The sequence below is a fragment of the Streptomyces sp. NBC_00038 genome, from assembly GCF_026343635.1.
Lineage (GTDB): Bacteria > Actinomycetota > Actinomycetes > Streptomycetales > Streptomycetaceae > Streptomyces.
The window spans coordinates 8,738,707-8,760,506 of sequence record NZ_JAPELQ010000001.1; the positions used below are offsets into that span (position 1 = coordinate 8,738,707).

A 21,800-nucleotide genomic window follows, 5' to 3' on the forward strand; every position below is an offset into this window, starting at 1 on the left:
AGTACCCGCCGGCTCGGCCTAGCCTGGAGGAATGGGCGGTGACCTCGTCACGCTCTTCCTGGCCGGCGATGTGATGCTCGGCCGCGGAGTCGACCAGATCCTTCCGCACCCCGGCGATCCGAAGTTGCCGGAGTCGTACATCAAGGACGCCCGCGCCTATGTGGAGCTGTCCGAGGCGGCGAACGGCATGATTCCCTACCCAGTCGGCTTCCCCTGGCCCTGGGGCGACGCGCTGGACGTGCTCGCCGCGGTGGCGCCCGACGCCCGGATCCTCAACCTGGAGACCGCCGTCACGCAGAGTGACGAAATTGCGCCCGGCAAAGAGATCCATTACCGGATGCACCCGGCCAACCTGCCCAGTCTGGCCGCCGCCCGTCCGCACGTCTGTGCCCTGGCCAACAACCATGTGCTGGACTACGGCCGCAGCGGGCTGGCGGAGACCCTCGACGCCCTGGCGGCCGCGGGTCTCCGCTCGGCAGGGGCGGGGCGGGACGCCGACGAGGCCCGGCGTCCCGCGATCGTCCCCGTCTCCGGGCGCCGGCGGGTCCTGGTCTTCTCCGTGGGGATGGCTTCCAGCGGCATACCCGGCAGCTGGGCCGCCACGGCACAGCGCAGTGGGGTCGACTTCGTCGCCGAGCCGTCGGACGCCGCCGCGGCCGGGATCGCCGCCCGGCTGCGTCCGGCCAAGCGGCCGGGCGACATCGTGGTCGTCTCGGTCCACTGGGGCTCCAACTGGGGTTACGGCATCCCGCGTGACCAGGTTCGCTTCGGCCATGCGCTCATCGACGGCGGCGCGGACGTGGTGCACGGGCACTCCTCGCACCATCCGCGGCCGTTGGAGTCGTACCGGGGAAAGCTCATCACCCACGGCTGCGGTGACCTGATCAACGACTACGAGGGCATCGGCGGTTGTGAGGAGTACCGGGACGACCTCCGGCTGCTGTACTTCGTCACCGTGGACCCGCACGACGGCAGATTCCATGACGTGCGCATCGACCCGATGCGGTCCCGGCGGCTGCGGCTGGAGCGCGCGACGGTCGAGGACTTGCGGTGGGTGCAGGACGTTCTGAGCCGGATCAGCCGGGCCTACGGCTCACGCGTCGAACGGAACCCGGACGACACCCTCACCGTCCGGCCGTCCCAGGGGCCGCAGGGGTGAGCGAGACCATGCACACGACGGGGAGCGCGGACTGCCTGGCGACGCATACGCCCGGCGCGCCGTTGGCGCGTGCCGTGGACTCACCGGGCTCCGGGCCTCTGGAGCGTCTCCGCAACGGCCGCCCGGCGCGCACAAACGGACAGTCGGGAATCGGGGACCTCACCTCACCCGGGAGGCGACCATGTACTTCACAGACCGAACCGACGCGGGTCGGCGACTCGCCGCCCGGCTGAAGCACCTCAAGGGCCAAGACCTGGTGGTCGTGGGACTTCCTCGCGGCGGCGTCCCGGTCGCTGCGCAGATCGCAGAGGCCCTGGGCGCTCCGCTCGACGTCTGCCTCGTACGCAAGCTGGGGGTGCCCTTCCAGCCGGAGCTGGCCATGGGCGCCATCGGCGAGGAAGGCGTGCGCGTCGTCAATGAAGCGGTGGTGCGGGCCACGGGTGTGACGGACCGTGATCTGGCGGCGGTGGAGGAACACGAGCGAGGCGTCCTGGAGCAGCGCGCCCGCCGCTATAGGGGTGAGCAGCAGTCGGCCCGGTACGACGGACGGACGGTTCTGGTGGTGGACGACGGTCTGGCGACCGGCTCCACGGCACTGGCGGCCTGCCGGATCGCGCGCGCCCGCGGCGCGTCGCGGATCGTGCTGGCGGTTCCCGTGGCGCCGCACGACTGGTCGGCCCGCCTCGGAGGCGAGGCGGACGAAGGCGTCTGTCTGCACACCCCCCGGCAGTTCCACGCGATCGGTGAGTTCTACGCGGACTTCGGGCAGACGAGCGACGACGAGGTCATCGCCTGCCTGGCGCACAACCGCGCGGCGCACGCCATGTCCGACGCGCCGCCGCCCGCGGGCAGCGCCTCCCCGGAGCACGATTCCCTGCCCTATGACAGGTCGGTCCGGATACCGGCCGGAGGCGTCGCGCTCGACGGGCGGCTGACGGTTCCCCGCAGCGCCCGCGGGGTCGTCCTCTTCGCCCACGGCAGCGGCAGCAGCAGGAAGAGCCCGCGCAACCGCTTCGTGGCCACCGGGCTCAACCGCGCCGGTCTGGGCACCCTTCTGTTCGATCTGCTCACCGAGGCAGAGGCGGTGAACCGGGACAACGTGTTCGACACGGCGCTGCTCGCCCGCCGCCTGACCCAGGCGACCGAATGGCTGCGTGAGCAGCCCGACACCCACGGCATGGAGTTCGGTTACTTCGGTGCCAGCACAGGTGCCGCCGCCGCGCTGTGGGCCGCGGCGGAGCCCGCCGCGGACGTCACGGCAGTCGTCTCCCGCGGAGGCAGGCCGGACCTGGCCGGCCCCGGGCTCCCGGAGGTGAAGGCTCCGACCTTGCTCATTGTCGGGGGCCGCGACCACCTCGTGCTGGACCTCAACCGGCAGGCCGCGGCGCGCCTGAGCTGTGAGCATCAGCTGGCCGTCGTCCCCGGTGCCACTCATCTCTTCGAGGAACCCGGCACCCTGGAATCGGTCACCGAACTGGCCACGGACTGGTTCAGCAGGCAACTGGCCTGATCCGGAAGCAATGGCTAGTGCTTCGTTTCCTCTGCCGATCCTGCCTGGTCGGGGGCATGGTGGTTGGTATGAGGCTCGGGTAGGCGGAACGGCTCCGGGGTGAGTTATCGGAGGTCGTTGCGGATGTGTTCGCCTTTGCTCCCGCGGTCAGTCGCCGTGGGATCCCATGCCGCCGCGGTGGCGGATCGCCGAGCGTCTGACCGAGGCGATCACACCTGAGGTGTGGGTGGTCGACGACGTGTCGTTCCCTGAAGTGGCATGTGGTCACGTCCGTGCGAGCGGAGGTGACGCGACGGCAGAGCCGGACAAGCAGTCCAGAGCACCGTGTTCTCCTCTGTGAGCGGAGTGAACCGGCGGAGAACGCGATCGAGCTGATGCCGCGCGGCGCTCTGCGAGCGCGAGGGCGAACCAGGAGCCGTTTGCGGCGCCATCGGTGATGAAGGCGCTCTCCGCGGGGCGGGAGGTGATTGCCTGCTCTGGTATTGCTGTCTGAGCTGGCCCGGGTTTTGTCGAGGTCGCCGGAGTGCCTCGAGTTCACGGAACTTGGATGCTTCAGAAGTCCGGATTCGCCCCGGGGGACTGGGCAGAATGCGTTGATGGCCAGTCATCTGCTGCGGTCGTTGCGGATGACGGCTACCAGCATTCTCGACTTGGCGGCGCCGATGTGGAGTTGTTTGCGCAGTGTCTCGGCGGAGATCGGGCGTTGGTGTAGTTCTCGGTGGCGGGTGTCTTCTCGCCGGGCCCGTTGCAGGAGGTCGTGGTGCGTGGGCTCGATGTCCGTCTCTGCGTGCTCTGCCGGTTCGTTGAGATGCGGTCCAGTCGCGAACCGGGTCGGGCATGCGTCGTCCCGGCTCTGGATGCTGCTGATGGCCTGTAGGAGACCGGGGCCGACCTCCGCCCAGCCGATCAGGAGCAATGGCCCCACGGCGTCGAATGCGGCTTTGCCGATGTCTCCGGACAGCAGTGGATCGGTGACGTTCAGGGCCAAGGTCATCACGCTGGAGAAGATCAGCAGTCGCCGGGCTGGGCGCAATTGCTCGGGGGTTGCGCCGTGCAGGGCGAGGTGACGGATGCCCAGGAGCAGCCCGAGTACCGACAAGTCCACAGCCGGGGCTACCAGGGGTGCTACCCAGGCTGGCACGCCGAGGCGCAGGGCGAGGGTCCATACGTTGCCGAAGCCGAAGAGGAAGGTCAGGCCGATGACGGTGGCCATGGTCGCCGTGACCGCGCGCAGGGTGCGGCCCTGCTCGAGTATCCCGTTCGGGCGGGTTTCGGGGTTCACCCTTGTCGAGGCGGCCCTCACGGTGCATCGTCCGAAGCAGCAGATCCCGACCGCCCTCGGCCGGCGCGTGGGTCGACCTGAATCTCCAGGTCGGCGCGCAGCACCACCGATTGGGCTTTCGGTTCAACTCCGACCTCGGACACACAATTGCCCCACAAGTCCCGCTCCGCGGGCAGGGGAAACTGGCACTCGCTTCCGGCTCCCGGCCGGGCGCGGGTGCTTTGTCGTTCCGGCTGTCTCCTGGCCTCTCCTCCTTGTCTGGGGTCGGTGAGCTGGGGGTGTGGTCAGCCGATCGTGATCCTTTCTCCGCGAGCAGTGTCCGCGGTCAGGGTCTGTGCTGTCGGGTCGACGGTCAGAGAGATGGCCTCGGTCCGGAGGTGCTCTATGGCGTCTGTCGGCGACGGCGCTGCGGCTGCCAGGAGCTTCCTGTCAGAGTTTCTTTGGGGGTGGGTGAGGCGGAGGAGTAGTGCGGGCAGGTGGGGCAGGACGCGGTCCTCACGCAGGTTGGGCTTCGCCCCGGAACAGGAGCCGATCCGTGCATCGATGATCGCGTGAGTCCCGCATTCGCCCAGGCCCACCACCCGGGCCTGGGGATAGGGGCCCGGAGCCCCGCGATGGGAGGTCTTCCCGAACTCCTTGGTGTTCTCCGCGGTGTCCGGACACTCCAGCTGCACGCCGTCGATCGCCAGCAGGTGCCACGAGCGCAGGAACGCCCACTGTGTCGTTTCCTGGCCCAGCGGCGCCGCAACCGTCTCGAACAGTGAACGCAACGGTTCCGCTCCCAGACGACCTCGCTTGGGTGATCGCACCAGTGGTCGGGACCTGCCAACCCGGCCGCCATGCGCCGAGGAACTGCAGCCCGCCCACCAACTTGCGCATGACCTCTTCGTACCCGTCACTGAAGAACAGGCACATTGCCAGGACGAAGTACACCACCGCCCGGGCCGGGAGCAGGCGCACACGCTTCTCACGGCGCCCGGCCTTGTCCACAACCTCGTCGACCAGTCCTCTGGGGACCAGTTCCGTGAGCACACCGATCGCCACGTGATCCGTCAACCTGCCATCGCCTACGGCGCGTTGACGCTGCGAAGTCCCGCCCGCCATATCCAGCAGCCCAGGAGCTGTCGTCAAATGATCTTTGGTTGGGGATCATGGTCGGGTGATACGTCGTCATGAACTGTCCGAGGCGGAGTGGGCCTTTGACCGGTAGAGCATGCGGGCGGGCGAACTCCGCGAACTTCGCCCGCCCGTTGGCCGAAAGACGCTCCCCGTCGACCGGGGGGGGCGCCGGGCCCGCCGCCCGGACACGGCCGACGGACACCGCTGATCGTGTGACTGTCGGCCGGTGATCCTCGTTGGTCCACCGACCACCCATGCGAGGTACGGAGGGCACACATGACGCTGGCGCAGGGCATCTTCGTGGCGGTCGTCACGGCTGTGGTCGGTGTGCCGTTCGCGGGCCTGATCGCCTGCTGGGGGGTCGGGGACACGGGACCGGAAGCGAGCCCGCCCCGGGGCCGCGGATCCGCCACGGACGTCAAGGGCGTCACTCTGGACAAGGACACGGCGAACACGCGCGACGGCTGGGACGGCGAGGCGACCCTGGGCTGCTGCGTCGCCCTCGTCGTCGGCGTGGCCATCGTGTTGGTGGAACTGGCGGTGGCCGACCCGGGGCCGAACGATGGCCATGTCCGGGCGGTCGCCACCATTCCGGTGCTGATGGCGGCGGCGGTACCGGTCCTGCGGTACCGCAAGGGCGTACGCGGTCTGCTGCTGGCGGTGCACGCGTCGGGCGCGCTGACGCTGGCAGCGGCGTGTCTGAGCGTCGCCGCCTTTGTCACCGGACGGCCGCCCTACGCGACGGGATGGATCCTGCTCGCCCTCGTCGCGGCAGGTCTGGCCACCACGTCCGTCCTCGCCTTGGTCCGGGCACAGGTGACGCTCACCGTGGTGCCGGTCGCCGTCGCCGTGCTGGTCGTCGTGTTCGGCGCGATCGCGCACTCCGAGTACGACTCGCCGGGCTACGCCATGCGCTTCGGGCACCCCGTGCGCATGCCGTTGCCCTCCCTTTGCGTGGCGGGCGAGGGGATGGGGTGCGCAATCACGTGGGACGAGGCGCAGCACGGGTCGTCCCCCGCCTTCGCCCAGGGTCAGGTGGTCGCCGTCCATTTCAGCCCGGAGGCCAGCGACCGTTACGGGCGTTACTACGGGATCGGTGGCTTCTACGAGCCCGGAGACGACAACGACCCGACTCAGGTCTTCCTGGACACCCGGGCCGTCGGGGACGACGCGTACGTGACCCTCGGCTACCGGGCCGACTCCTTCACGCCGTTGGGGCGGTTGCGTCTGCCGGGGCTGATGTGGGCGGCTCTGCTTCTCCTCCTGTGCCCGCTGGCGCTGCATCTGTTCCTCGTCAGGGACAGGGCGGCGCAGCCGCTGCGGCGGCGCCGGACGCCTGGTGCCGGAGGGGCGGCAGCGGTGACTCGGCATGGCGAGCGGGTGTGAGCAGTGAGCACGGAACAGGCAGCCATCATGAGGACACGTCGCTCCGGCCCCCGCGCCCGGGCCCTTCGGTCCGGTGCCGGCTGCGCTTGGAGACTGCTGCCGCGTGACCTGCCGCCGTGGCAGACGGGTCTACCACTACTGGCGACAGTGGCAGCAAGAAGGCGTGTGGCAACGGATGGTGACGTCGCTGCGGGAACGCGAGCGGGTACAGCTCGGCCGCGATCCGACTCCCAGTGCGGCCATCGTGGACAGCCAGAGTGTGCCAGGCGGTGAGCGCGGTGGCCGCCTGCACGGCTACGACGGCGCCATGAAGGTCAGCGGCTCAAGCGACACTTGCTCGTCGACACCCGCGGCACCGTCCTGGTGGCTTGCGTGAGCCCGGCGAGCGTCGGCGACCGAGATGGCACCCTCACCATCGCCATGCTCCTCGTGCGTCGCCTCGCACGGTCAGGGGACGGGGCCGGCCGGTGCGTGTGCAAGGGCTGTCACAGCATGGGGCGAGGGTCTCCGCTGCCCGTGCCGCCTTGCTGCTCGCTCTGCTCCTTGAGCCGGCGGGCCTTCTCCTTGAGCCGCTGGCGCTCATCCGGGTCGGTGGCACGCTCCGAGGCCTGTTCCAATTCCTGCGCCTTCTGCCGCATCTGCTGGGAACGACCGCCGGACTCGCCTGCAACGCTCATGATCACTCCTTGTGTGACGGGGAAGAGCGGGCCACACCAGCGAAACAGCGTGCTCGCACCCGCGCATCTTGAACGCTCACCCACCGTCATCAGAGGGCCGGAGGTGGGGATGGCACGGACCCCAGCGGTGATTACACCGGTGTCGTCAGGGGCCGCTCTGGCTCGTGCACCGGCCAAGCCGTCGCGCGGGCACGAGGCTGACAGGAGGGTTTCTGCATCCGGTGCGCGTCGTTGTCCCGCTCTGCGCCGTCCCGCCCCCCCCGTGCGGCTGGTTGCCCCTGTTCACCCCAGTCTGGGTCTGGCTCGGAGGCCCGGCACGGGACTGACGGCTTCCGCTGCCGACGACCTGCGACGACGCTCAGTCGAACAGCGAAAGGATCGTCCACAGAGCCGACTTGGTCGAGCAGCTGCCGACCAACTCATGCGAGAGAGGCGCGTACGTGCCCGCCAGATTTCCCATGCTGTTCACGGCGCTGCAACCGGTGCGCTGAGCCTGCCGGCTGCGGTCGTGGCCGGCGGGTTCGAAGTCGGTGCCGCGGTAGTACACCAGGTCGTGCTGCTTCCGGGAGCTCACGATGTTGTTGAAGACCGACCGGACCGGTTGGCTCGCTGCCCAGGCGCACGTCTCCTCGCCCGACTGCCAGTTCGCGTCGTCGCCCTGCCAACTGCACATGTATCCGGTGCCGTTGTGCTCGCTGAAGAAGCAGACGCGGTCCCGCGGGCAGCGGTCGTAGCCGTAGATCACCTTGCCGTTCGGCCCTGTCGGGAACGCCGATTCGGCGGACAGGGCCTGGTACACCGGCGTTCCGTCGTCCTGGTTCACGTACAGGTACGCCGTACCCAGCGTCCCCGTCGTCGCCAGCAGCACCGTCGCGAGGGCCGCTGCGAGGACCGGGTGCCGGTGGCGGTGCCGGAAGCGGCGGCGCAGCCGTGGCGAACGGGGGACGTCTGCCGCCTGCTCCGCCCGCCGCAGCAGCTCCTTCCCGGTGATGCGTTCGGCGTGCGTGCGGGCGAGACAGTCCCGGACGATATCCCGCCAGGCTTCCGGCAGTTCGGGATGCAGGCGCAGCTCCTCCGCACCGCGCGCGTAGCGCATCACCGCGTCGGTGCGGGCCTCTGTCGTGCTGCCTGGCAGGGGGAAGGTTCCCGTCAGAACGACGTGGGCCAGGACGCCGAAGGCCCAGATGTCGGCGGTGGGACGGATCCTCGTGCCCCGCTCGTCGATCTCGGGCCAGAGCAGTTCCGGTGCGGTGTAGTCGCGGGTGGCGAAGGCGGGGGAGTAGGCGTGGGTGCCCTCCATCTCGGCGGCCATGTTGAAGTCGGCGAGCCGCACCGAACCGTCCTCCAGCAACAGCACGTTGGCGGGCTTGAGGTCCCCGTGCACCCAGCCCGCGTGGTGCAGCTGGTGCAGGCCCTCGCAGATCTGGGCGAGCAGGACGGGGCCCGCCTCCGGCTTCGGCTCGTGTTCGAGTGCGGCATCCAGGGAGCCCTCGGCCCGTTCCAGTACGAGGACCGTGGCGCCGTCGAGCTCCGGGTGGCCGGGATCGTCGATCGTCAAAGTGTCGTACATCCGGATCAGGCGGGGTGCGCGCAGCTTGCCGAGTAACTCCACTTCCCGTTCGGCCAGTTCGCGCAGATGGTGCAGCTGGCGTGGGGTGCGGGTGCCGGTGGGCAGGAACTTCAGGGCCGCCTGGCGGGGCAGGTCGGGCCCGTCGTCGCCGACGAGTCTGCCCGCGTAGACCGTGGCGAACGCACCGGAGGCGAGGCGTTCGCGGACCTCCCAGGAGCCGACCCGATAACCCTTCGGTACGGGGACGGCGTACGGCTGCCCGGTCATCGGACCACCTCGCTCGGGGCCGGGGCGAGTACGGCCAGGTCGTCCTCGCGGACCAGGTCGAACCGGAGCGCCAGCGAGACCAGCGACTCCTTTTTGCCGTTGACGCGCTGGCCGGGCTCCGCCGTGTCCGGGCCCGGCCTCAGACGCAGTTTGACGGCGAGGTAGTCGATGTTCCAGTAGACGGCCGAGCGGTTGACCGTCGGCCAGGCCGGCCGCAGGCGCTCCACGAGCTGTTCGACCGCCGGCAGCGGGGCGTGCGGTTCGCCGCGCAGGCGCGGTTCGCACAGGGCGGTCAGGACCACGAAGTACCGCTTGGTGCGGTCGAGGGTGAACGCGGGTGTTGTGAGCGCTCCGGAGAGGCCATGGCGGGCGACGCTGCCGAAGGCGTGGCGCGGCGCCCACACGTCGAAGGTGAGCAGGTCGCCCGCGGCAGGCAGGACCACGCGCGAGAACTCGAAGGGCACGGGCGCGCCGAGGCGGCCCGGTGTGACCTTGACGTGTTCGCCCGCGCCTTCCGGGTTCTCCACGACGTAGGTCTGGTGCTCGCTGAGGTTGCTCAGCAGCCAGAAGTTCCGGTGCGCCGTGATCTCGCCGGCGATCCGGGGCACTCCTTCATGCGCGATCGTCAGGCCGTCGCCCCCCTCTGCCCTGCCGAACGCGAGCCGCTCACCAGCGGCGATCCTGAGCTGCTCGTCCGTGCCGCCGCCCGGCGGTGGTACCACGATGACGCTGTACACGGAGTCGTCCCCCTTCTCCGACGCCATGGGGGCGCAGCCCCCAGCCCGACGAGGGGCAGAGTAAGGGACGCCTTACCGACCAAGCGAAGCTTTGTCCGCGCAACGGCGAGTCTGTGAAAGGGGGCGGCGAATCCACTGGGGGACTCTGTCCGGGATCCCGATTTCTCTTGTTCATTGTCCCTGGCGCCGACAGCGGGGGCGTGGCCGTTCGTGATCGTCGAGGCCCGGGAACGATGTGTGAGTGGAGCGCGACAGCGTCTCCTTGAGCGCCGAGGTGATGGCTGGACGGCGCGACTCGATCAGGCAGGCTCTGACAGAGGGGAGGGGCGTCGGGGCGTCGTCGGATAGGCCGGCAGTCGGGCCCGTCCCTCTTCGGCGTCCTGCTCCGCCCCGGCCGGGCCCGGTACAGCGAGGCAACCGACGGGTTCTTGCGGGCACACCAACAGCGTTCCCGGTGTGACGTGGTTCACATCGGCGCCCTGTCACGTCCGGTGCGGGTGGCTTGTCCCATGGGCGTCACCGACACCGAAGCCGGTGCCCGACCTAGGGAGATCGAGATGAACAACGGCCACCGCATCGTCGTCCTCGGCGCTGGCTACACGGGCATGTTCAGCGCCATTCGGCTGGCCCACCGCACCCGCCGGACCGGTGTCAGGATCACCCTGGTCAACCCATCGAGCCGGTTCGTCGAGCGGCTGCGGATGCACCAGATCGCCGCCGGGCAGGAGCTGGCCGACCATCAGATCCCCGACCTGCTCGCCGGGACCGGCGTCACGTTCGTCCAGGGCACCGCCACCGCCATCGACCCCGAGGCCCGGCAGATCACCGTCGACGGCACCGAGACCCTCGGGTACGACACGCTCGTCTACGCGCTGGGCAGCTCGACCGACACAGGCAAGGTCCCCGGCGCCGACACCCACGCCTTCACCCTCAACAACCCGGAGATCGCCGGTCGGTTCGCCGCGCGGCTCACCGAGGTCGCCGCGTCCGGCGGCACGGTCACCGTCTGCGGCGGCGGCCTGACCGGCATCGAGGCGGCCACCGAGATCGCCGAGAGCCACCCCGGCCTGGACGTCACGCTGCTCAGCCTGGACGAGCCCGGCGGCATGATGGGCGCCAAAGCCCGCGCCTACCTCTACCGCGCGCTGGACCGCCTCGGGGTCACTCTTGAGACCGGCGCCCGCGTCACCAAGGTGCTGCCCGACGCCGTCGAGCTGGCCGACGGCCGGCTCGTTCGCTCCGACGCCTGCCTGTGGACCACCGGCGTCAAGGTGTCGCCGCTCGCCGCCGCCGCCGGGATCGCCACCGACGAGCGCGGACTCATCCTGGTCGACGCCACCCTGCGTTCGGTTTCCCACTCGGAGATCCACGCCATCGGCGACGCCGCCGCCGTCCGTCTGGCCTGGGGACAGATCCACGGCACCTGCCAGAGCGGCCTGCCCACCGCCCAGCACACCGCCGACACCATCGCGCGGCTTGTGCGCGGCAAGGCCGTCAAGCCGTTCCGCTTCGGCTACTTCCACCAGCCGGTCAGCCTCGGTCGCCGTGATGCGGTCATCCAGTTCACCAAGGCCGACGACACCCCCGGCCGTATGCACCTCACCGGCCGGAGCGCCGTCGCGTACAAGGAGATGGTCAGCGCCAGCCCGCTCACGACCTACCGATTCAGCAAGCGCATGAACGTCACCACCATCGTCTCCAAGGGGGGTCGCGCCACCCGCGAGCCCGCACTGTGACGGGCACATCGGCTCCCAGCGCCGTGAACTCGGGCCTTGCCGCCCTGGTCACGGCGCTGGCAGCATGAGCCGATGGTCGATGCCAGAGCTGAGCAGGACCCGTACATCGAGCACCGCAGGCTGCTGTTCGCCACCGCGTACCGCATGCTGGGCAGCGTCGCCGACGCCGAGGACGTCCTGCAGGACGCCTGGCTGAGCTGGAGCACCGCGGACCGCAAAGCGATTCGCCACCCCAAGGCCTACCTGGTGCGTACGGTCACCAACCTCTCGTTGAACCGCCTCACCTCCGCGCGGGCCAAACGCGAGACCTACGTCGGCCCTTGGCTCCCGGAACCCCTGCTGACCTCCCCCGACATCGCCACGGAGACCGAATTGGCCGACAGCGTCTCCACCGCGATGCTGGTCGTCCTGGAAACCCTCAGCCCCGTCGAACGTGCCGTCTTCCTGCTCCGCGAGGTCTTCGACTACTCGCACGCCGAGATCGCCGAGACCCTCGAACGTCCCGAGCCGACGGTCCGCCAGATCGCCCACCGCGCCCGCGCACACGTCCAGGCCCGCCGCCCCCGCTTCGACACCGACCAGACCCGACGCCGGCAGGTCACCGCCCAGTTCTTGGACGCCTGCGCGGGCGGCGACCTCAACGCCGTCATGGAGCTGCTCGCCCCCGACGTCACCGCCTGGTCCGACGGCGGCGGCAAGGTCACAGCCGCCAGCCGCCCCCTCCACGGCACCGACCACGTCGCGCGCTGGCTCGTGGGTTTCCTGGCCAAGCCCGAACTGGCCGCCCTGACCATGGAGCCGGCCGTCATCAACGGCGAACTCGGCGTCCTGGCCACCCTCGGCGGACACACCGTCGGTGCCCTCTCATTCGACCTCCTCGACGGCCGCATCCAGAACCTGCGCTTCCAGGTCAACCCCGACAAACTCAGCGGCCTGACCCCCGACAACAGCTTGGCGCCGTCCTGAAGCGTTCAGTCCTGAAGAATTACCCGCAGGCCCGTTCCACGGGCAGGGGACACTGGCACTCGCCTCCGGCTCCCGGCCGGGCGCGGGTGCTTTGTCGTTCCGGCGGTCGCTCTTGAACTGCGGCCTGCTGCACGGGGAACGCGGAGCTCGGCGGGTGATGCGCGGCTGGTGGCGCCGGCATCACCGCCGGGGTGCGGCTCAGGGCTTGTTGACGGCTGAGGCCCAGTCGAAGTTCACGCCCATGTCGGAGTACATCTTCGAGTAGCCGACGAAGCAGTTGAACTTCTCGACCTTGCCGTTGCGCAGGTACCAGAAGTCGGCGGTCGGTACGTCGACCTTCGCGCCGTTCGGCTTGACGGTGCCCGCCGGTGACTGCAGCGGCCCCTCGAACGTGCCCTGGATCGCGAGTTCGATGCTGACGACGTCGCCGTTCACGGTGATGCGCTTGAGGTCGCGGTGGACGTCGGGGAAGAGGTTGGCCATGTAGGTCGGAACGCCACCGAGTGCCTCGCCCTGGTAGGACTGGCCGGCGACTACGTCGTTGAACACGCCGTTCTTGGCGAAGCTGTTGACGAACGCGTTGACGTCCAGGCTGTCGCCCTCCGCCACGTGGTAGGCGCGCAGGACGACTGCGAGGTTGGCCCTCTCGTGCTTGGTCAGGTGGCGGTCCGTGAGCGGCAGCTTCGACAGGTCGCCGGGGCTCAGGTCAGCGCGGACGGCTGCGCTGCCGGCGGCGGGGCTTGCGGCCTGTGTCGGCGCGGCGGCGATGGAAAGACCGGCCAGGACCGCTATCGCGGCCGTGGCGGTGATCGTCTTCCTGCTGAGCAAGTTCATGTCGTGTTCCTCCAGGGTGGTGCTCGGGATCCGAGATCCGTCGCAACGGCCTCTCTCGCGTCTTTAGTAATTCAAACGCTCGCTTTAATTTATGGATGGCAGTGGCGGGCTGTCAAGCAGATGTTTGAATTCTGTGGGCGCGCAGCCGTGGGGGCATGCTCGTGCGGCCGCATTGTGGCTGGTCAGGTGAGGGGGTCGGGTCTGCGGCGGTGATCCTGGGCGGCGCCCCAGGTGCCCGCTGTTGACGATGTACTCAAGCATCTGCTTGAGTACATGGCGTGATGCGGGAGGAAAAGACGGACCTGCGCCGAGAGGCTGGTCAGCGCACGCGGGACGGTCTGCAGACGGCCGCCCTGGAGTTGCTCGCGCAAAAAGGCCAGGAGGGCGTGACGCTCCGCGACATCACCGCTCGCGCCGGGGCCAACGTCGCTGCGGTGAGTTACCACTTCGGGTCGTTGAAGGCGTTGTGCGACTCGGCGATCGAGCACGCGTTGGAGCGGTATCTGGACGCGCAGCTCCTGGCGCTCGATTCGCTTGGCCCCACGTCGACACTCCAGGACCTGGCGGCGGCGTTCGCGCGGCCGATGGTGCGCGCGCTGGCGGCCGGTGGGCAGGACCTGGCCGTGATGCGGACGGTGGCGCGCGTCAGCATTGATCCGCCCCAGGGGTGGGAGCGTCTGGCCGCCAAGTTCGATCGCACTCGCCGGGAGGCCCTCCGGGTGCTGACGGCGAACCTTCCCGGAGTCGACGAGCAGGAACTGGTCTTCCGTACGCGCTGCGCGGCCGGCCTGCTGAACTGGCTCGCGCTGGCGCCCATCGGCGCGGAGTTGGCCGTCATGCCCGCCGAGCAGATCGAGCGGCAGCTGGTCCCCGTGGTGGCCGGAGCGTTCCGCGGGGACGCCGCCGTCGGCCGCTGACCAGGCCAAAGCCCACCGGAACCCCATGAGCCTTTCTCGGAAAGATCTCGGATCCGTCGGACGGGCGGCATACCCTGAGCGCCGTCCGCACTATCTGGGAGAGTCATGACAAGTAGGTTCACCGAGTTGGTCGTTGACTGCCACGACCCGGAGAGGCTCGCGGCCTTCTGGTGCGCGGTCCTGGACTTCAAGGTGATCGACCGGAGCGAGGGCAAGGTCGAGATCGGCTCCTGGGTGCCGACCGTCGAGGATGTCCGGGCCCGCCAGATGCCGCCCACCCTGCTTTTCATCCAGGTGCCCGAGGGCAAGACCGTCAAGAACCGGCTTCACCTCGACGTCAGCCCGATCGACGGCAGCACCGAGGACGAGGTGACCAGACTGCTCGACCTCGGCGCCACCACGACGGACGTGGGCCAGGGCCCAGACCGGAACTGGGTGGTCATGGCCGACCCCGAGGGCAACGAGTTCGACGTCGTGCGCACCCTGGCACCGCAGAACTAGGCCGCGAGCGGGCACCCGCACTCCGTCACGCACCGCAGCCGTCACGTTGCCGGGAAGAGGTCAATCGCTCACCCGCCCCGACGGTCGAAGGACGCCCGATCCCGGCCTGTGCCGGGTCGGGCGCCCTTCTCGGAACGCCCCGCCGACGAGGCGTTCCGTGTCAGTCGCGCAGCGCCGTCCCGAAGAGGCCGACCCAGTACGCGGTGCGGTCCAGGTAGGCCGTCTGCGCCGCCTCGCCGGTCAGGCCGTAGGCGCCTTCGTACGTGAGGTAGCCGTGGCCCGCGGGCGGGGTGGAGTCGGCCGGTTCGATCGAACTCCCTTCGTGCCATTCGTTGAAGGACGTGACCGACACCCAGGTCGGTGAGCCGCCGATCGCGGGGTCGAGGGCGTTGGACCACTGCCTGTCGTAGGCCGCTCCGCCGGCCCGGTCGACGGTGGGTGTCGTGTTGCCCGGCACCGCCCGGTCGTCGAGGTAGCCGGGAGCGACCGACGGGGCCCAGATCAGGTTGTTGGCACGGGCGTAGTCGCCGGCCTGCTTCCAGCCGGGAGCGGTGGCGCCCGCGATGCCGTCGTAGGTGTACAGGCCGGAGAAGTGCGCGATCTTGGTGGTGTCGGTGGTCTGCGCGAGCACGATGCTGTTGCCCGTGACCTGGTCGAGCGCCGCCCAGTCGGTGATCTTCAGGCTCTCGAAGACGTAGAACGCGCCCTTGTCGGCGTGCTCGGCGTCGCGGTAGAAGGCCGGATGGCCCCCGTAGGTGGTGTTGATGTACTGGATGTCGGCGACGGTCGAGGCCGCGGTGCGACCGGTGTACGGCTCCAGGTGCCAGGCCACCTTGACGCCCTCTTTCTGCGCCGCGTCGAGCACACCCCGGGCGAGCTGGTCCTCGTAACCGCCCTGGCCCCACCAGCTGTAGACGATGACGCCGGCGCCGGACCGGGCGACCCACTTCATGTGCTGGGCGACGGCGCCCGCGTAGTCCGCGGAGTCGTAGGCGCCCAGTGCCGGGTAGAGGTCGGCGCCGATGTCCTCGGGCGGTGTGCGGCCGCCCTGCTGCCAGTGCCGCCAGCCGCCGTTGACGGCCGGGCTGCCGTACCAGGGGTAGTAGAAGAGGTGCACGTTCGGCGACAGCTCGCTGGAAGCGGGCTCGGTGGCGAGCGTGAAGGTGTCGATGTCGAAGAGGGATCCGCTACCGCCGGTGAATCTCAGGAACAGCGGGCCGGAGGCGGTGGCGGTCAGAGTCGTCGAGACCGTCGTGAAGGTCTCCCAGCCGCCGGTCACCGGTACCGTCACCGAGCCGAGCAGGGTGCCGGTGGCCGAGCCCGAGCGGATCTCGATGGTGCCGCCCGCGCCCGCCGAGGAGACCTTGGCGGAGAAGGACGTGGCGCCCGCGGTGGGCACGGAGGCGTACCCGGCCCAGTCCCCGTTGTCGATGTAGCCCAGGGTCTGGCCACCGCTGGCCGGTGCGTGGCCCGCTATCTGCACGCCGGAGCCCGACGTGTAGGACTCGGCCTCGACCGGTCCAGTGGCGGGCGCTGGCGAGCAGTCGGCCGAGACCTGGCCGGCCGCGTAGCGCACGGCGCCGAGCAGCAGGGAACGGAAGGCCGGGTCGCTGTAGGACTCGATCGTGTGGCCGAGCCCGGTGTAGAAGGAGCGGCCCGCGCCCTGGTTGTGGCACCAGGTGATCGGGTGGTCGGCGCCCATCGTGCCGCCGGTGTACGTCGTCTCGTCCAGGGTCTGCAGGACGCGGACGCCTGCGCGCGGATTCGTGCGGTAGTTGTACAACTCGTCGGTACGCGTCCAGGTGGCGCCCAGATGCGTGGTCGCCGGATGGGTGCGGTCCTCGTTCTTGACCGTGGCCTGTTGGATCGCGGGGTGGCTCTGGAAGTAGGCGCCGACGAGCTGGCCGTAGTAGGACCAGTCGTACTCCGTGTCGGCGGCCGCGTGTACCCCGAAGTAGCCGCCGCCCGAGTCGACGTAGCTCTGGAAGGCGGTCTGCTGGGAGGCGTCGAGGACGTCGCCGGTGGTGTTGAGGAAGACCACCGCCTCGTAGCCGGACAGGTTGGCCGTGGTGAACGCGGCGGCGTCCTCGGTGGCGGTCACGGTGAAGTCGTTCTGCTGGCCCAGGGTTTGCAGGGCGCTGATGCCGGCCGGGATCGCGTCGTGCCGGAATCCGGCGGTCTTGGAGAACACGAGGACGTCGAAGGGTGCGGCCTGCTGGTCGGGGGCTGCCTGCGCCTGCCCGAAGGGCGTGAGCAGCGCGCAGGTCAGTGCCATGGCGAGGATCGCCGGGGCGCGGCGCAACCGCCGCGTCAGGCTGGTCATGTCAGCCCGCCTTCCGCGCCGAGGAGGCGCCGAGTGTGAAGGTGTCGATGTCGAAGAGGTATCCGCCGCCTCCGGTGAAGGTGAGGAACAGCGGCCCTGACCCGGTGCCGTTGAGCGTGGTGGTCACGGTGCTGAAGGTCTCCCAGCCGCCGGTCACCGGCACCGTCACCGAGCCGATCACCGTCCCGGTCTGCGAACCGGAGCGGATCTGGATGGTGCCGCCCGCGCCCGCAGAGGAGACCTTGGCGGAGAAGGACGTGGCGCCCGTGGTGGGCACGGACGCGTATCCGGCCCAGTCGCCGTTCTCTATGTAGCCGAGCGTCTGCCCGCCGCTGGCCGGTGCGTGCCCCGCGGCCTGTACGCCGGAGCCCGAGCTGAAGGACTCGCCCTCCCACGTCGTGTTGGTGGGGGTGCTGCCGCTGAAGGTGAACGCGTCGACGTCGAACAGGTTCCCCTGGCCGGTGGGGCCGTGGAAGACGAGGAACAGCTCGGTGCTGCCGGACGGGACCGAGGACAACGGCGCCGAGACGTCCGTGTACGTCTCCCAGCCACCGGTCACCGGCACGGTCGCGGTGCCGAGCAGCGTCCCGGTCGTGGAGCCGGCACGGATCTCGATGGTGCCGCCGGTCCCTCCGGAGGCGACCCGGGCGGAGAAGAGGTTGGCCCCGGTGAGCGCGTACGGCTTGAAGGAGATCCAGTCGCCGTCGTCGGTGAAGCCGACCGTGTTGGCGCCCTCGGCCGTGCCGTGCCCGGCGACCTGGATGCCCGATTGGGCCGAGAAGTGCTCGGCCTGGCGGTGGCGGGGTTGCAGGGTGCGCACGGAGTGCGTGGTCAGACCGCCCGCGTCGGTGTACTCGGCATCGAAGACGCCGTACAGGTTGGCGGCGCTGTCGTGCTCGCCGTCGGCCGGGATGGTGAGGTTGCCGCTGCATCCGGTGGTGGAGGTGATGGCGTGGGTGTGGCTGTCATGGCCGAGGAGGTAGGTCAGCTTCACCTTGGAGCAGTCGATCGTGCCGTCCTCGGGGTCACTGGCCTGGATCGTGAAGGGGACGGTGTCACCGAAGGAGAACAGCTGCCCGTCGAGGGGCTGTTGCAGCGTGACGGTCGGCGCGGTGTTGCCGGCGGTCACCACCAGGCTGGCGGTGCCGGTGAGGCCCTCGGGGTCCTTGACGGTGAGGGTGGGGTGGTAGGTGCCCGCGGCGGTGTACGTGTGGCTGGGGTTGGCCTGGGTGGACGTGGAGCCGTCACCGAAGTCCCAGGAGTAGGTGAGCTGTTGGCCCTCGGGGTCGGAGCTGCCCTGCGAGGAGAACTGCACGGTCAGCGGCAGCGTCCCGGAGGTCTTGTCCGCGGACGCCTGGGCGACCGGGTTGCGGTTGCTGCCCGCGATGTACTCGATGCGGTACAGGCCCTGGTTGTTGCTCCCGGTGCCGTAGTCCAGGACGTACAGCGCGCCGTCGGGTCCGAAGTCGCTGTCGATGACCTGCGTGCCGTCCCAGGGGACGTCCTCGATCGTGCCGTACGAACCGTCGCTCTTGACCTCGATGGCCTTGATCCACTGCCGTCCGTACTCGGCGGCGAAGAACTTGCCGTCGAGGGACTGCGGGAACTTGACCGAGGAGTCGAGGTCGGGGTCGTAGCGGTAGACATCGCCGCCCATGGGCGACTCGGAGCCGCTGCCGAACTCGGGAGGCGAGCCGTCGAGCCCGTACTTGATCCAACTCGGCTTCGCCGGGGGCAGTTGGGCCTGCCCGGTGTTGCGGAAGGAGTTGTTGGCCGGTCCGCCCGCGCAGTCGTACTTGGCGCCGGAGGGGCCGCTCGGGAAGGTGTACTCGCTGTACGTCTCACCGGTGGTGTTGGTGCCGGTGCAGTACGGCCAGCCGAAGTTGCCGGGCGCCGTGACACGGTCGAACTCGACCTGGCCGCCGGGGCCGCGGTTCGCGTCGGTGGCGCCCGCGTCCGGACCGTAGTCGCCGAGGTAGACGACTCCGGTGGCGCGGTCGACGGACATCCGGAACGGGTTGCGGAAGCCCATCGCGTAGATCTCGGGGCGGGTGTTCGCGGCGCCGGGCGCGAAGAGGTTGCCCGACGGGACGGTGTAGCCGCCGGCGGCGGTCGGCTTGATACGGAGCAGCTTGCCGCGCAGGTCGTTGGTGTTGCCGGAGCTGCGCTGCGCGTCGAACTGCGGGTTGCGGTCGGTGCGTTCGTCGAGCGGCGCGTAGCCGGAGGAGTCGAACGGGTTGGTGTCGTCGCCCGTGGTCAGGTAGAGGTTCCCGGTCGCGTCGAAGTCGATGTCGCCGCCGACGTGGCAGCACTGGCCGCGGTCGTTGGGGACTTCGAGGACGACCTTCTCGCTGGCCGTGTCGAGGGTGCCGTCGGTCTTCAGCGTGAACCGCGACAGGTTCAGGTGCCCCTTCCAGGGCTCGAAGTCGGCGGCGGTTCCGGTGGCCGGGGCGTCGCCCGCAGGGGTGTTGAGCGTGGGGGAGTAGTACACGTAGACGTACCGGTTGGAGGCGAATCCGGGGTCGGCCGCGATGCCCTGCAGACCCTCCTCGTCATGCGTGTAGACGTTCAGTTTGGCGGCCTGCTTGGTGTTGCCCGCGGCGTCGGTGTAGCGGATCGTGCCGTCGCGCGCGGTGTGCAGGACGGACCGGTCGGGCAGCACGGTCAGCGACATCGGCTCGCCCATCTCGGCTGCTCCCGAGGCGAGTTGTACCTGCTGGTAGTCGGCGGGTGGGAGATCCGCCGGTAACGCCGTGGCCGCGGGCGCCGCCGTGGCGGCTCCGGCCAGGATGAGCGCGAGCGCAGTGAGCATTCTCAGCCCTGCGCGAGGGCGCCGAGACATGGGGGGCTTCCTTCCTGACGGTGCGGGTTGTCAGGCAAAGGCGCGCGCCGGCCGCGCTTGCCGCGTGCATCAGCCGTACTGGGATGCGTGTGGAGGTCGCGAGCAGTAATTGCGTGCTGCACATCAGTATTTGCAGCCGTCTGCAGATGTTTTGCATGCTCGCGAAGCGCGCGGAATTTGTCAAGCGCCTGTCAAAATCGATGCCCGTCGAAACCCCGTACCAAATGTCCGCCTTCCGGACATACGGAGCTCGTGTGCCGGGCTGTGCACTGCCGCACCGGGAGGCGTCGGCCGTTTTCATGAGGGGGGCGCAGCCTCAACGCCCCCCAGGTCATTGCTCTTCGGGGTGGTCCGGTCCCTCAGCGGGCCGCCGCGCCGAGCACCGATTCGATGCGGCGCAGGAGGCCCGGCCAGCCGTTGCCCATGCCCTCGATCGCGGCCTTGCCCAGGGGGGAGTCCAGGTCGAATCCGGCGTGTTCGAGGAACAGCCGGGTGCCGGTTCCCTCGCTCCGGAGCCGCCAGGTGATCGTGGTGTCCAGGGTGCCGGACGCGAAGCTGTAGCGGAGCAGGCGCTCGGGTTCGACCGTGAGTACTTCGCAGGGCTGAAGTCCCCACTTGCCCATGTCGAGCGTGAAGCGGTGGCCGACGACCGGCCGCACGTCACCGGCCGCCCACCAGCGCGCGTGCAGCTCGGGATCGGTCAGGACCTTCCACACCGCGGCGGGGGGATGCGGGATGAACTGCTCGCAGTTGATGACGGCCGGATCGGTGGTGCTCATGGGGACTCCTCGTCCATCAGGTCACGCAGCGCACCCATGCGCGTGCGCCAGTAGTGTTCGAAGGGATGCAGCCACTCACTCACCTCGGCCAGTGGGGCGGCTTCGAGGTGGTAGTAGCGATGGCGGCCCCTGGGCTCCTCGCGCACGAGCCGCGCGTTCTTGAGCACCGTCAGGTGCTCGGAGATCGCGGGCCGGCTGAGCGCGAACTGGCCGGCGAGTTCCCCGGCCGCACGCGGCCCGTCCTGCAAGGCTTCCATGAGCCGCCGCCGCACCGGATTGGCCAGCGCGCTGAACACATCTCCTGTGGGCATGGAGACCATGATGTGTCGGAGAGTTCCGACGTGTCAACTTTTTCCGACGCGTTCCGTCGTGCCGGGGACCGTGAGCTCGTCAGGGCCTGACCAGCAGCTGGAAGTCGAACGCGTACCGGGACGCGCGGTAGATGTGCGTCCCGAACTCGACCGCACGGCCCGTGTCGTCGTAGGCCGTGCGCTGCATGGTGAGCAGCGCCGTCCCCTCCTGCTCGTCGAGGCGGGCGGCCTCCTCGGCGGTGGCCGAGCGGGCGCCGATGGTCTGGCGCGCGCTGTGCAGGGTGACGCCGGCGGTGCGCAGCATCCGGTACAGGCCGGTCGACTCCAGCCCGGCGGTGTCGAGTTCGAGCAGATTCGCGGGCAGGTAGTTGCAGAGGAGGGCCACGGGCTCGCCGTGCGTGGAGCGCAGCCGCTCCAGGAGCGTGACCTCGCTGCCCTCCGCGACGCCGAGGGCGGCCGCGACATCGGGGGTCGCGGGCACGCCCTCGTTGCGCACCACCTGCGTGGAGGGGCCCTGCCCAGCGGACTCCAGGTCGTCGTAGAGACTGCTGAGCTCCAGCGGCCGCTTGACCTGGCTGTGCACCACCTGCGTACCGACTCCGCGCCGGCGCACCAGCAGGCCCTTGTCGACGAGGGACTGGATGGCCTGGCGGACCGTGGGCCGGGACAGGCCCAGGCGCACGGAGAGGTCGACCTCGTTGCCCAGGAGGTTTCCCGGGGCGAGAGACCCGTGCTCTATCGCCGACTCCAATTGCTGCGCGAGCTGGTAGTACAACGGCACCGGACTGTTGCGGTTCAGCGCGAAGTTCAGGGCGTCGAGCGCGGAGACGGACACGGCGCGAGAGCGGTCACGGGTCGCGGCCACGGGGGCACCTCCTCTCGGA

19 protein-coding genes and 1 pseudogene are annotated in these 21,800 nt (G+C 69.6%); 8 read left to right on the forward strand and 12 right to left on the reverse strand.

Going from position 1 to position 21,800, the window contains the following annotated elements; all coding sequences use genetic code 11:
- Window positions 1–31: 31 nt before the first annotated feature.
- Window positions 32–1,159 (forward strand): CapA family protein, encoded by a 1,128-nt coding sequence (locus OG219_RS39230; RefSeq protein WP_266834819.1) that lies wholly within the window; start codon window positions 32–34, stop codon window positions 1,157–1,159.
- A 181-nt stretch (window positions 1,160–1,340) separates the two neighbouring features.
- Complete coding sequence (locus OG219_RS39235) at window positions 1,341–2,669, forward strand: phosphoribosyltransferase family protein (RefSeq protein WP_266834821.1); 1,329 nt, start codon at window positions 1,341–1,343, stop codon at window positions 2,667–2,669.
- Between the two features lie 604 nt (window positions 2,670–3,273).
- Here OG219_RS39235 and OG219_RS39240 read toward each other — a convergent pair.
- The 3 genes and pseudogenes from OG219_RS39240 to OG219_RS48300 form a co-directional block, all read right to left on the reverse strand.
- Window positions 3,274–3,951, reverse strand: a complete 678-nt coding sequence (locus OG219_RS39240) for a SpdA protein (RefSeq protein WP_266834823.1) — start codon at window positions 3,949–3,951, stop codon at window positions 3,274–3,276.
- Between the two features lie 284 nt (window positions 3,952–4,235).
- A complete protein-coding gene (locus OG219_RS39245; protein ID WP_266834825.1) occupies window positions 4,236–4,721 on the reverse strand; it encodes a hypothetical protein in 486 nt (161 codons plus the stop codon).
- 28 nt (window positions 4,722–4,749) lie between these two features.
- A pseudogene (locus tag OG219_RS48300) lies at window positions 4,750–5,055 on the reverse strand (transposase domain-containing protein); the annotation flags it as partial.
- A 291-nt stretch (window positions 5,056–5,346) separates the two neighbouring features.
- Between OG219_RS48300 and OG219_RS39250 the strand changes: the two are divergent.
- On the forward strand, window positions 5,347–6,456 hold the full coding sequence (locus tag OG219_RS39250; RefSeq protein ID WP_266834827.1) for a hypothetical protein: 1,110 nt from the start codon (window positions 5,347–5,349) through the stop codon (window positions 6,454–6,456).
- Between the two features lie 175 nt (window positions 6,457–6,631).
- Window positions 6,632–6,832 carry a hypothetical protein gene (locus OG219_RS39255; RefSeq protein WP_266834829.1) on the forward strand — a complete coding sequence of 67 codons (201 nt, stop codon included), beginning with the start codon at window positions 6,632–6,634 and terminating at the stop codon, window positions 6,830–6,832.
- A gap of 109 nt (window positions 6,833–6,941) precedes the next feature.
- On the opposite strand, the gene OG219_RS39260 is transcribed toward OG219_RS39255, so the two are convergent.
- The 3 genes from OG219_RS39260 to OG219_RS39270 all read right to left on the reverse strand — a co-directional run bounded on the left by OG219_RS39260 (window position 6,942) and on the right by OG219_RS39270 (window position 9,707).
- A complete protein-coding gene (locus tag OG219_RS39260) occupies window positions 6,942–7,133 on the reverse strand; it encodes a DUF6381 family protein (RefSeq protein ID WP_266834831.1) in 192 nt (63 codons plus the stop codon).
- A 358-nt stretch (window positions 7,134–7,491) separates the two neighbouring features.
- Entirely contained in the window at window positions 7,492–8,970 is a 1,479-nt protein-coding gene (locus OG219_RS39265; RefSeq protein WP_266834833.1) for a protein kinase, read from the reverse strand.
- Window positions 8,967–9,707, reverse strand: coding sequence for an FHA domain-containing protein (locus tag OG219_RS39270; RefSeq protein WP_266836387.1), 741 nt, complete (start codon window positions 9,705–9,707; stop codon window positions 8,967–8,969). The genes OG219_RS39265 and OG219_RS39270 overlap by 4 nt, the downstream gene beginning before the upstream one ends.
- Window positions 9,708–10,216: 509 nt before the next feature.
- Between OG219_RS39270 and OG219_RS39275 the strand changes: the two genes are divergently transcribed.
- Window positions 10,217–11,443, forward strand: a complete 1,227-nt coding sequence (locus tag OG219_RS39275; RefSeq protein WP_266834835.1) for an NAD(P)/FAD-dependent oxidoreductase — start codon at window positions 10,217–10,219, stop codon at window positions 11,441–11,443.
- Between the two features lie 72 nt (window positions 11,444–11,515).
- Window positions 11,516–12,409 carry an RNA polymerase sigma-70 factor gene (locus OG219_RS39280; protein ID WP_266834837.1) on the forward strand — a complete coding sequence of 298 codons (894 nt, stop codon included), beginning with the start codon at window positions 11,516–11,518 and terminating at the stop codon, window positions 12,407–12,409.
- A 198-nt stretch (window positions 12,410–12,607) separates the two neighbouring features.
- Here OG219_RS39280 and OG219_RS39285 read toward each other — a convergent pair whose 3' ends face one another.
- The gene (locus tag OG219_RS39285; protein WP_266834839.1) at window positions 12,608–13,243 is read right to left on the reverse strand and encodes a nuclear transport factor 2 family protein; all 636 of its coding nucleotides are present in this window, start codon (window positions 13,241–13,243) and stop codon (window positions 12,608–12,610) included.
- A 281-nt stretch (window positions 13,244–13,524) separates the two neighbouring features.
- Here OG219_RS39285 and OG219_RS39290 point away from each other — a divergent pair, with 281 nt between their 5' ends.
- The gene (locus OG219_RS39290; protein WP_266836388.1) at window positions 13,525–14,160 is read left to right on the forward strand and encodes a TetR/AcrR family transcriptional regulator; all 636 of its coding nucleotides are present in this window, start codon (window positions 13,525–13,527) and stop codon (window positions 14,158–14,160) included.
- 105 nt (window positions 14,161–14,265) lie between these two features.
- Entirely contained in the window at window positions 14,266–14,661 is a 396-nt protein-coding gene (locus OG219_RS39295; RefSeq protein ID WP_266834841.1) for a VOC family protein, read from the forward strand.
- 160 nt (window positions 14,662–14,821) lie between these two features.
- On the opposite strand, the gene OG219_RS39300 is transcribed toward OG219_RS39295, so the two are convergent.
- The 5 genes from OG219_RS39300 to OG219_RS39320 all read right to left on the reverse strand — a co-directional run bounded on the left by OG219_RS39300 (window position 14,822) and on the right by OG219_RS39320 (window position 21,781).
- Window positions 14,822–16,984, reverse strand: a complete 2,163-nt coding sequence (locus OG219_RS39300; protein WP_266834843.1) for a ThuA domain-containing protein — start codon at window positions 16,982–16,984, stop codon at window positions 14,822–14,824.
- Window position 16,985: 1 nt separating this feature from the next.
- Complete coding sequence (locus OG219_RS39305; protein ID WP_266834845.1) at window positions 16,986–19,826, reverse strand: carbohydrate-binding protein; 2,841 nt, start codon at window positions 19,824–19,826, stop codon at window positions 16,986–16,988.
- A 359-nt stretch (window positions 19,827–20,185) separates the two neighbouring features.
- Window positions 20,186–20,605 carry an SRPBCC domain-containing protein gene (locus OG219_RS39310; protein WP_266834847.1) on the reverse strand — a complete coding sequence of 140 codons (420 nt, stop codon included), beginning with the start codon at window positions 20,603–20,605 and terminating at the stop codon, window positions 20,186–20,188.
- Entirely contained in the window at window positions 20,602–20,916 is a 315-nt protein-coding gene (locus tag OG219_RS39315; protein WP_266834849.1) for a metalloregulator ArsR/SmtB family transcription factor, read from the reverse strand. The genes OG219_RS39310 and OG219_RS39315 overlap by 4 nt, the downstream gene beginning before the upstream one ends.
- Window positions 20,917–20,995: 79 nt before the next feature.
- Window positions 20,996–21,781 carry a GntR family transcriptional regulator gene (locus OG219_RS39320; RefSeq protein ID WP_323183325.1) on the reverse strand — a complete coding sequence of 262 codons (786 nt, stop codon included), beginning with the start codon at window positions 21,779–21,781 and terminating at the stop codon, window positions 20,996–20,998.
- Between the last annotated feature and the right edge of the window lie 19 nt (window positions 21,782–21,800).

Excerpts from the sequence above, each read along its gene's own strand:
- OG219_RS39310 (WP_266834847.1), bottom strand. The coding sequence starts at position 20,605 with ATGAGCACCACCGATCCGGCCGTCATCAACTGCGAGCAGTTCATCCCG.
- OG219_RS39275 (WP_266834835.1), top strand. The coding sequence starts at position 10,217 with ATGGGCGTCACCGACACCGAAGCCGGTGCCCGACCTAGGGAGATCGAG.
- OG219_RS39235 (WP_266834821.1), top strand. The coding sequence starts at position 1,341 with ATGTACTTCACAGACCGAACCGACGCGGGTCGGCGACTCGCCGCCCGG.
- OG219_RS39250 (WP_266834827.1), top strand. The coding sequence starts at position 5,347 with ATGACGCTGGCGCAGGGCATCTTCGTGGCGGTCGTCACGGCTGTGGTC.
- OG219_RS39265 (WP_266834833.1), bottom strand. The coding sequence starts at position 8,970 with ATGACCGGGCAGCCGTACGCCGTCCCCGTACCGAAGGGTTATCGGGTC.
- OG219_RS39230 (WP_266834819.1), top strand. The coding sequence starts at position 32 with ATGGGCGGTGACCTCGTCACGCTCTTCCTGGCCGGCGATGTGATGCTC.
- OG219_RS39315 (WP_266834849.1), bottom strand. The coding sequence starts at position 20,916 with ATGCCCACAGGAGATGTGTTCAGCGCGCTGGCCAATCCGGTGCGGCGG.
- OG219_RS39290 (WP_266836388.1), top strand. The coding sequence starts at position 13,525 with ATGCGGGAGGAAAAGACGGACCTGCGCCGAGAGGCTGGTCAGCGCACG.
- OG219_RS39280 (WP_266834837.1), top strand. The coding sequence starts at position 11,516 with ATGGTCGATGCCAGAGCTGAGCAGGACCCGTACATCGAGCACCGCAGG.
- OG219_RS39295 (WP_266834841.1), top strand. The coding sequence starts at position 14,266 with ATGACAAGTAGGTTCACCGAGTTGGTCGTTGACTGCCACGACCCGGAG.
- OG219_RS39300 (WP_266834843.1), bottom strand. The coding sequence starts at position 16,984 with ATGACCAGCCTGACGCGGCGGTTGCGCCGCGCCCCGGCGATCCTCGCC.
- OG219_RS39305 (WP_266834845.1), bottom strand. The coding sequence starts at position 19,826 with ATGTCTCGGCGCCCTCGCGCAGGGCTGAGAATGCTCACTGCGCTCGCG.
- OG219_RS39260 (WP_266834831.1), bottom strand. The coding sequence starts at position 7,133 with ATGAGCGTTGCAGGCGAGTCCGGCGGTCGTTCCCAGCAGATGCGGCAG.
- OG219_RS39255 (WP_266834829.1), top strand. The coding sequence starts at position 6,632 with ATGGTGACGTCGCTGCGGGAACGCGAGCGGGTACAGCTCGGCCGCGAT.
- OG219_RS39285 (WP_266834839.1), bottom strand. The coding sequence starts at position 13,243 with ATGAACTTGCTCAGCAGGAAGACGATCACCGCCACGGCCGCGATAGCG.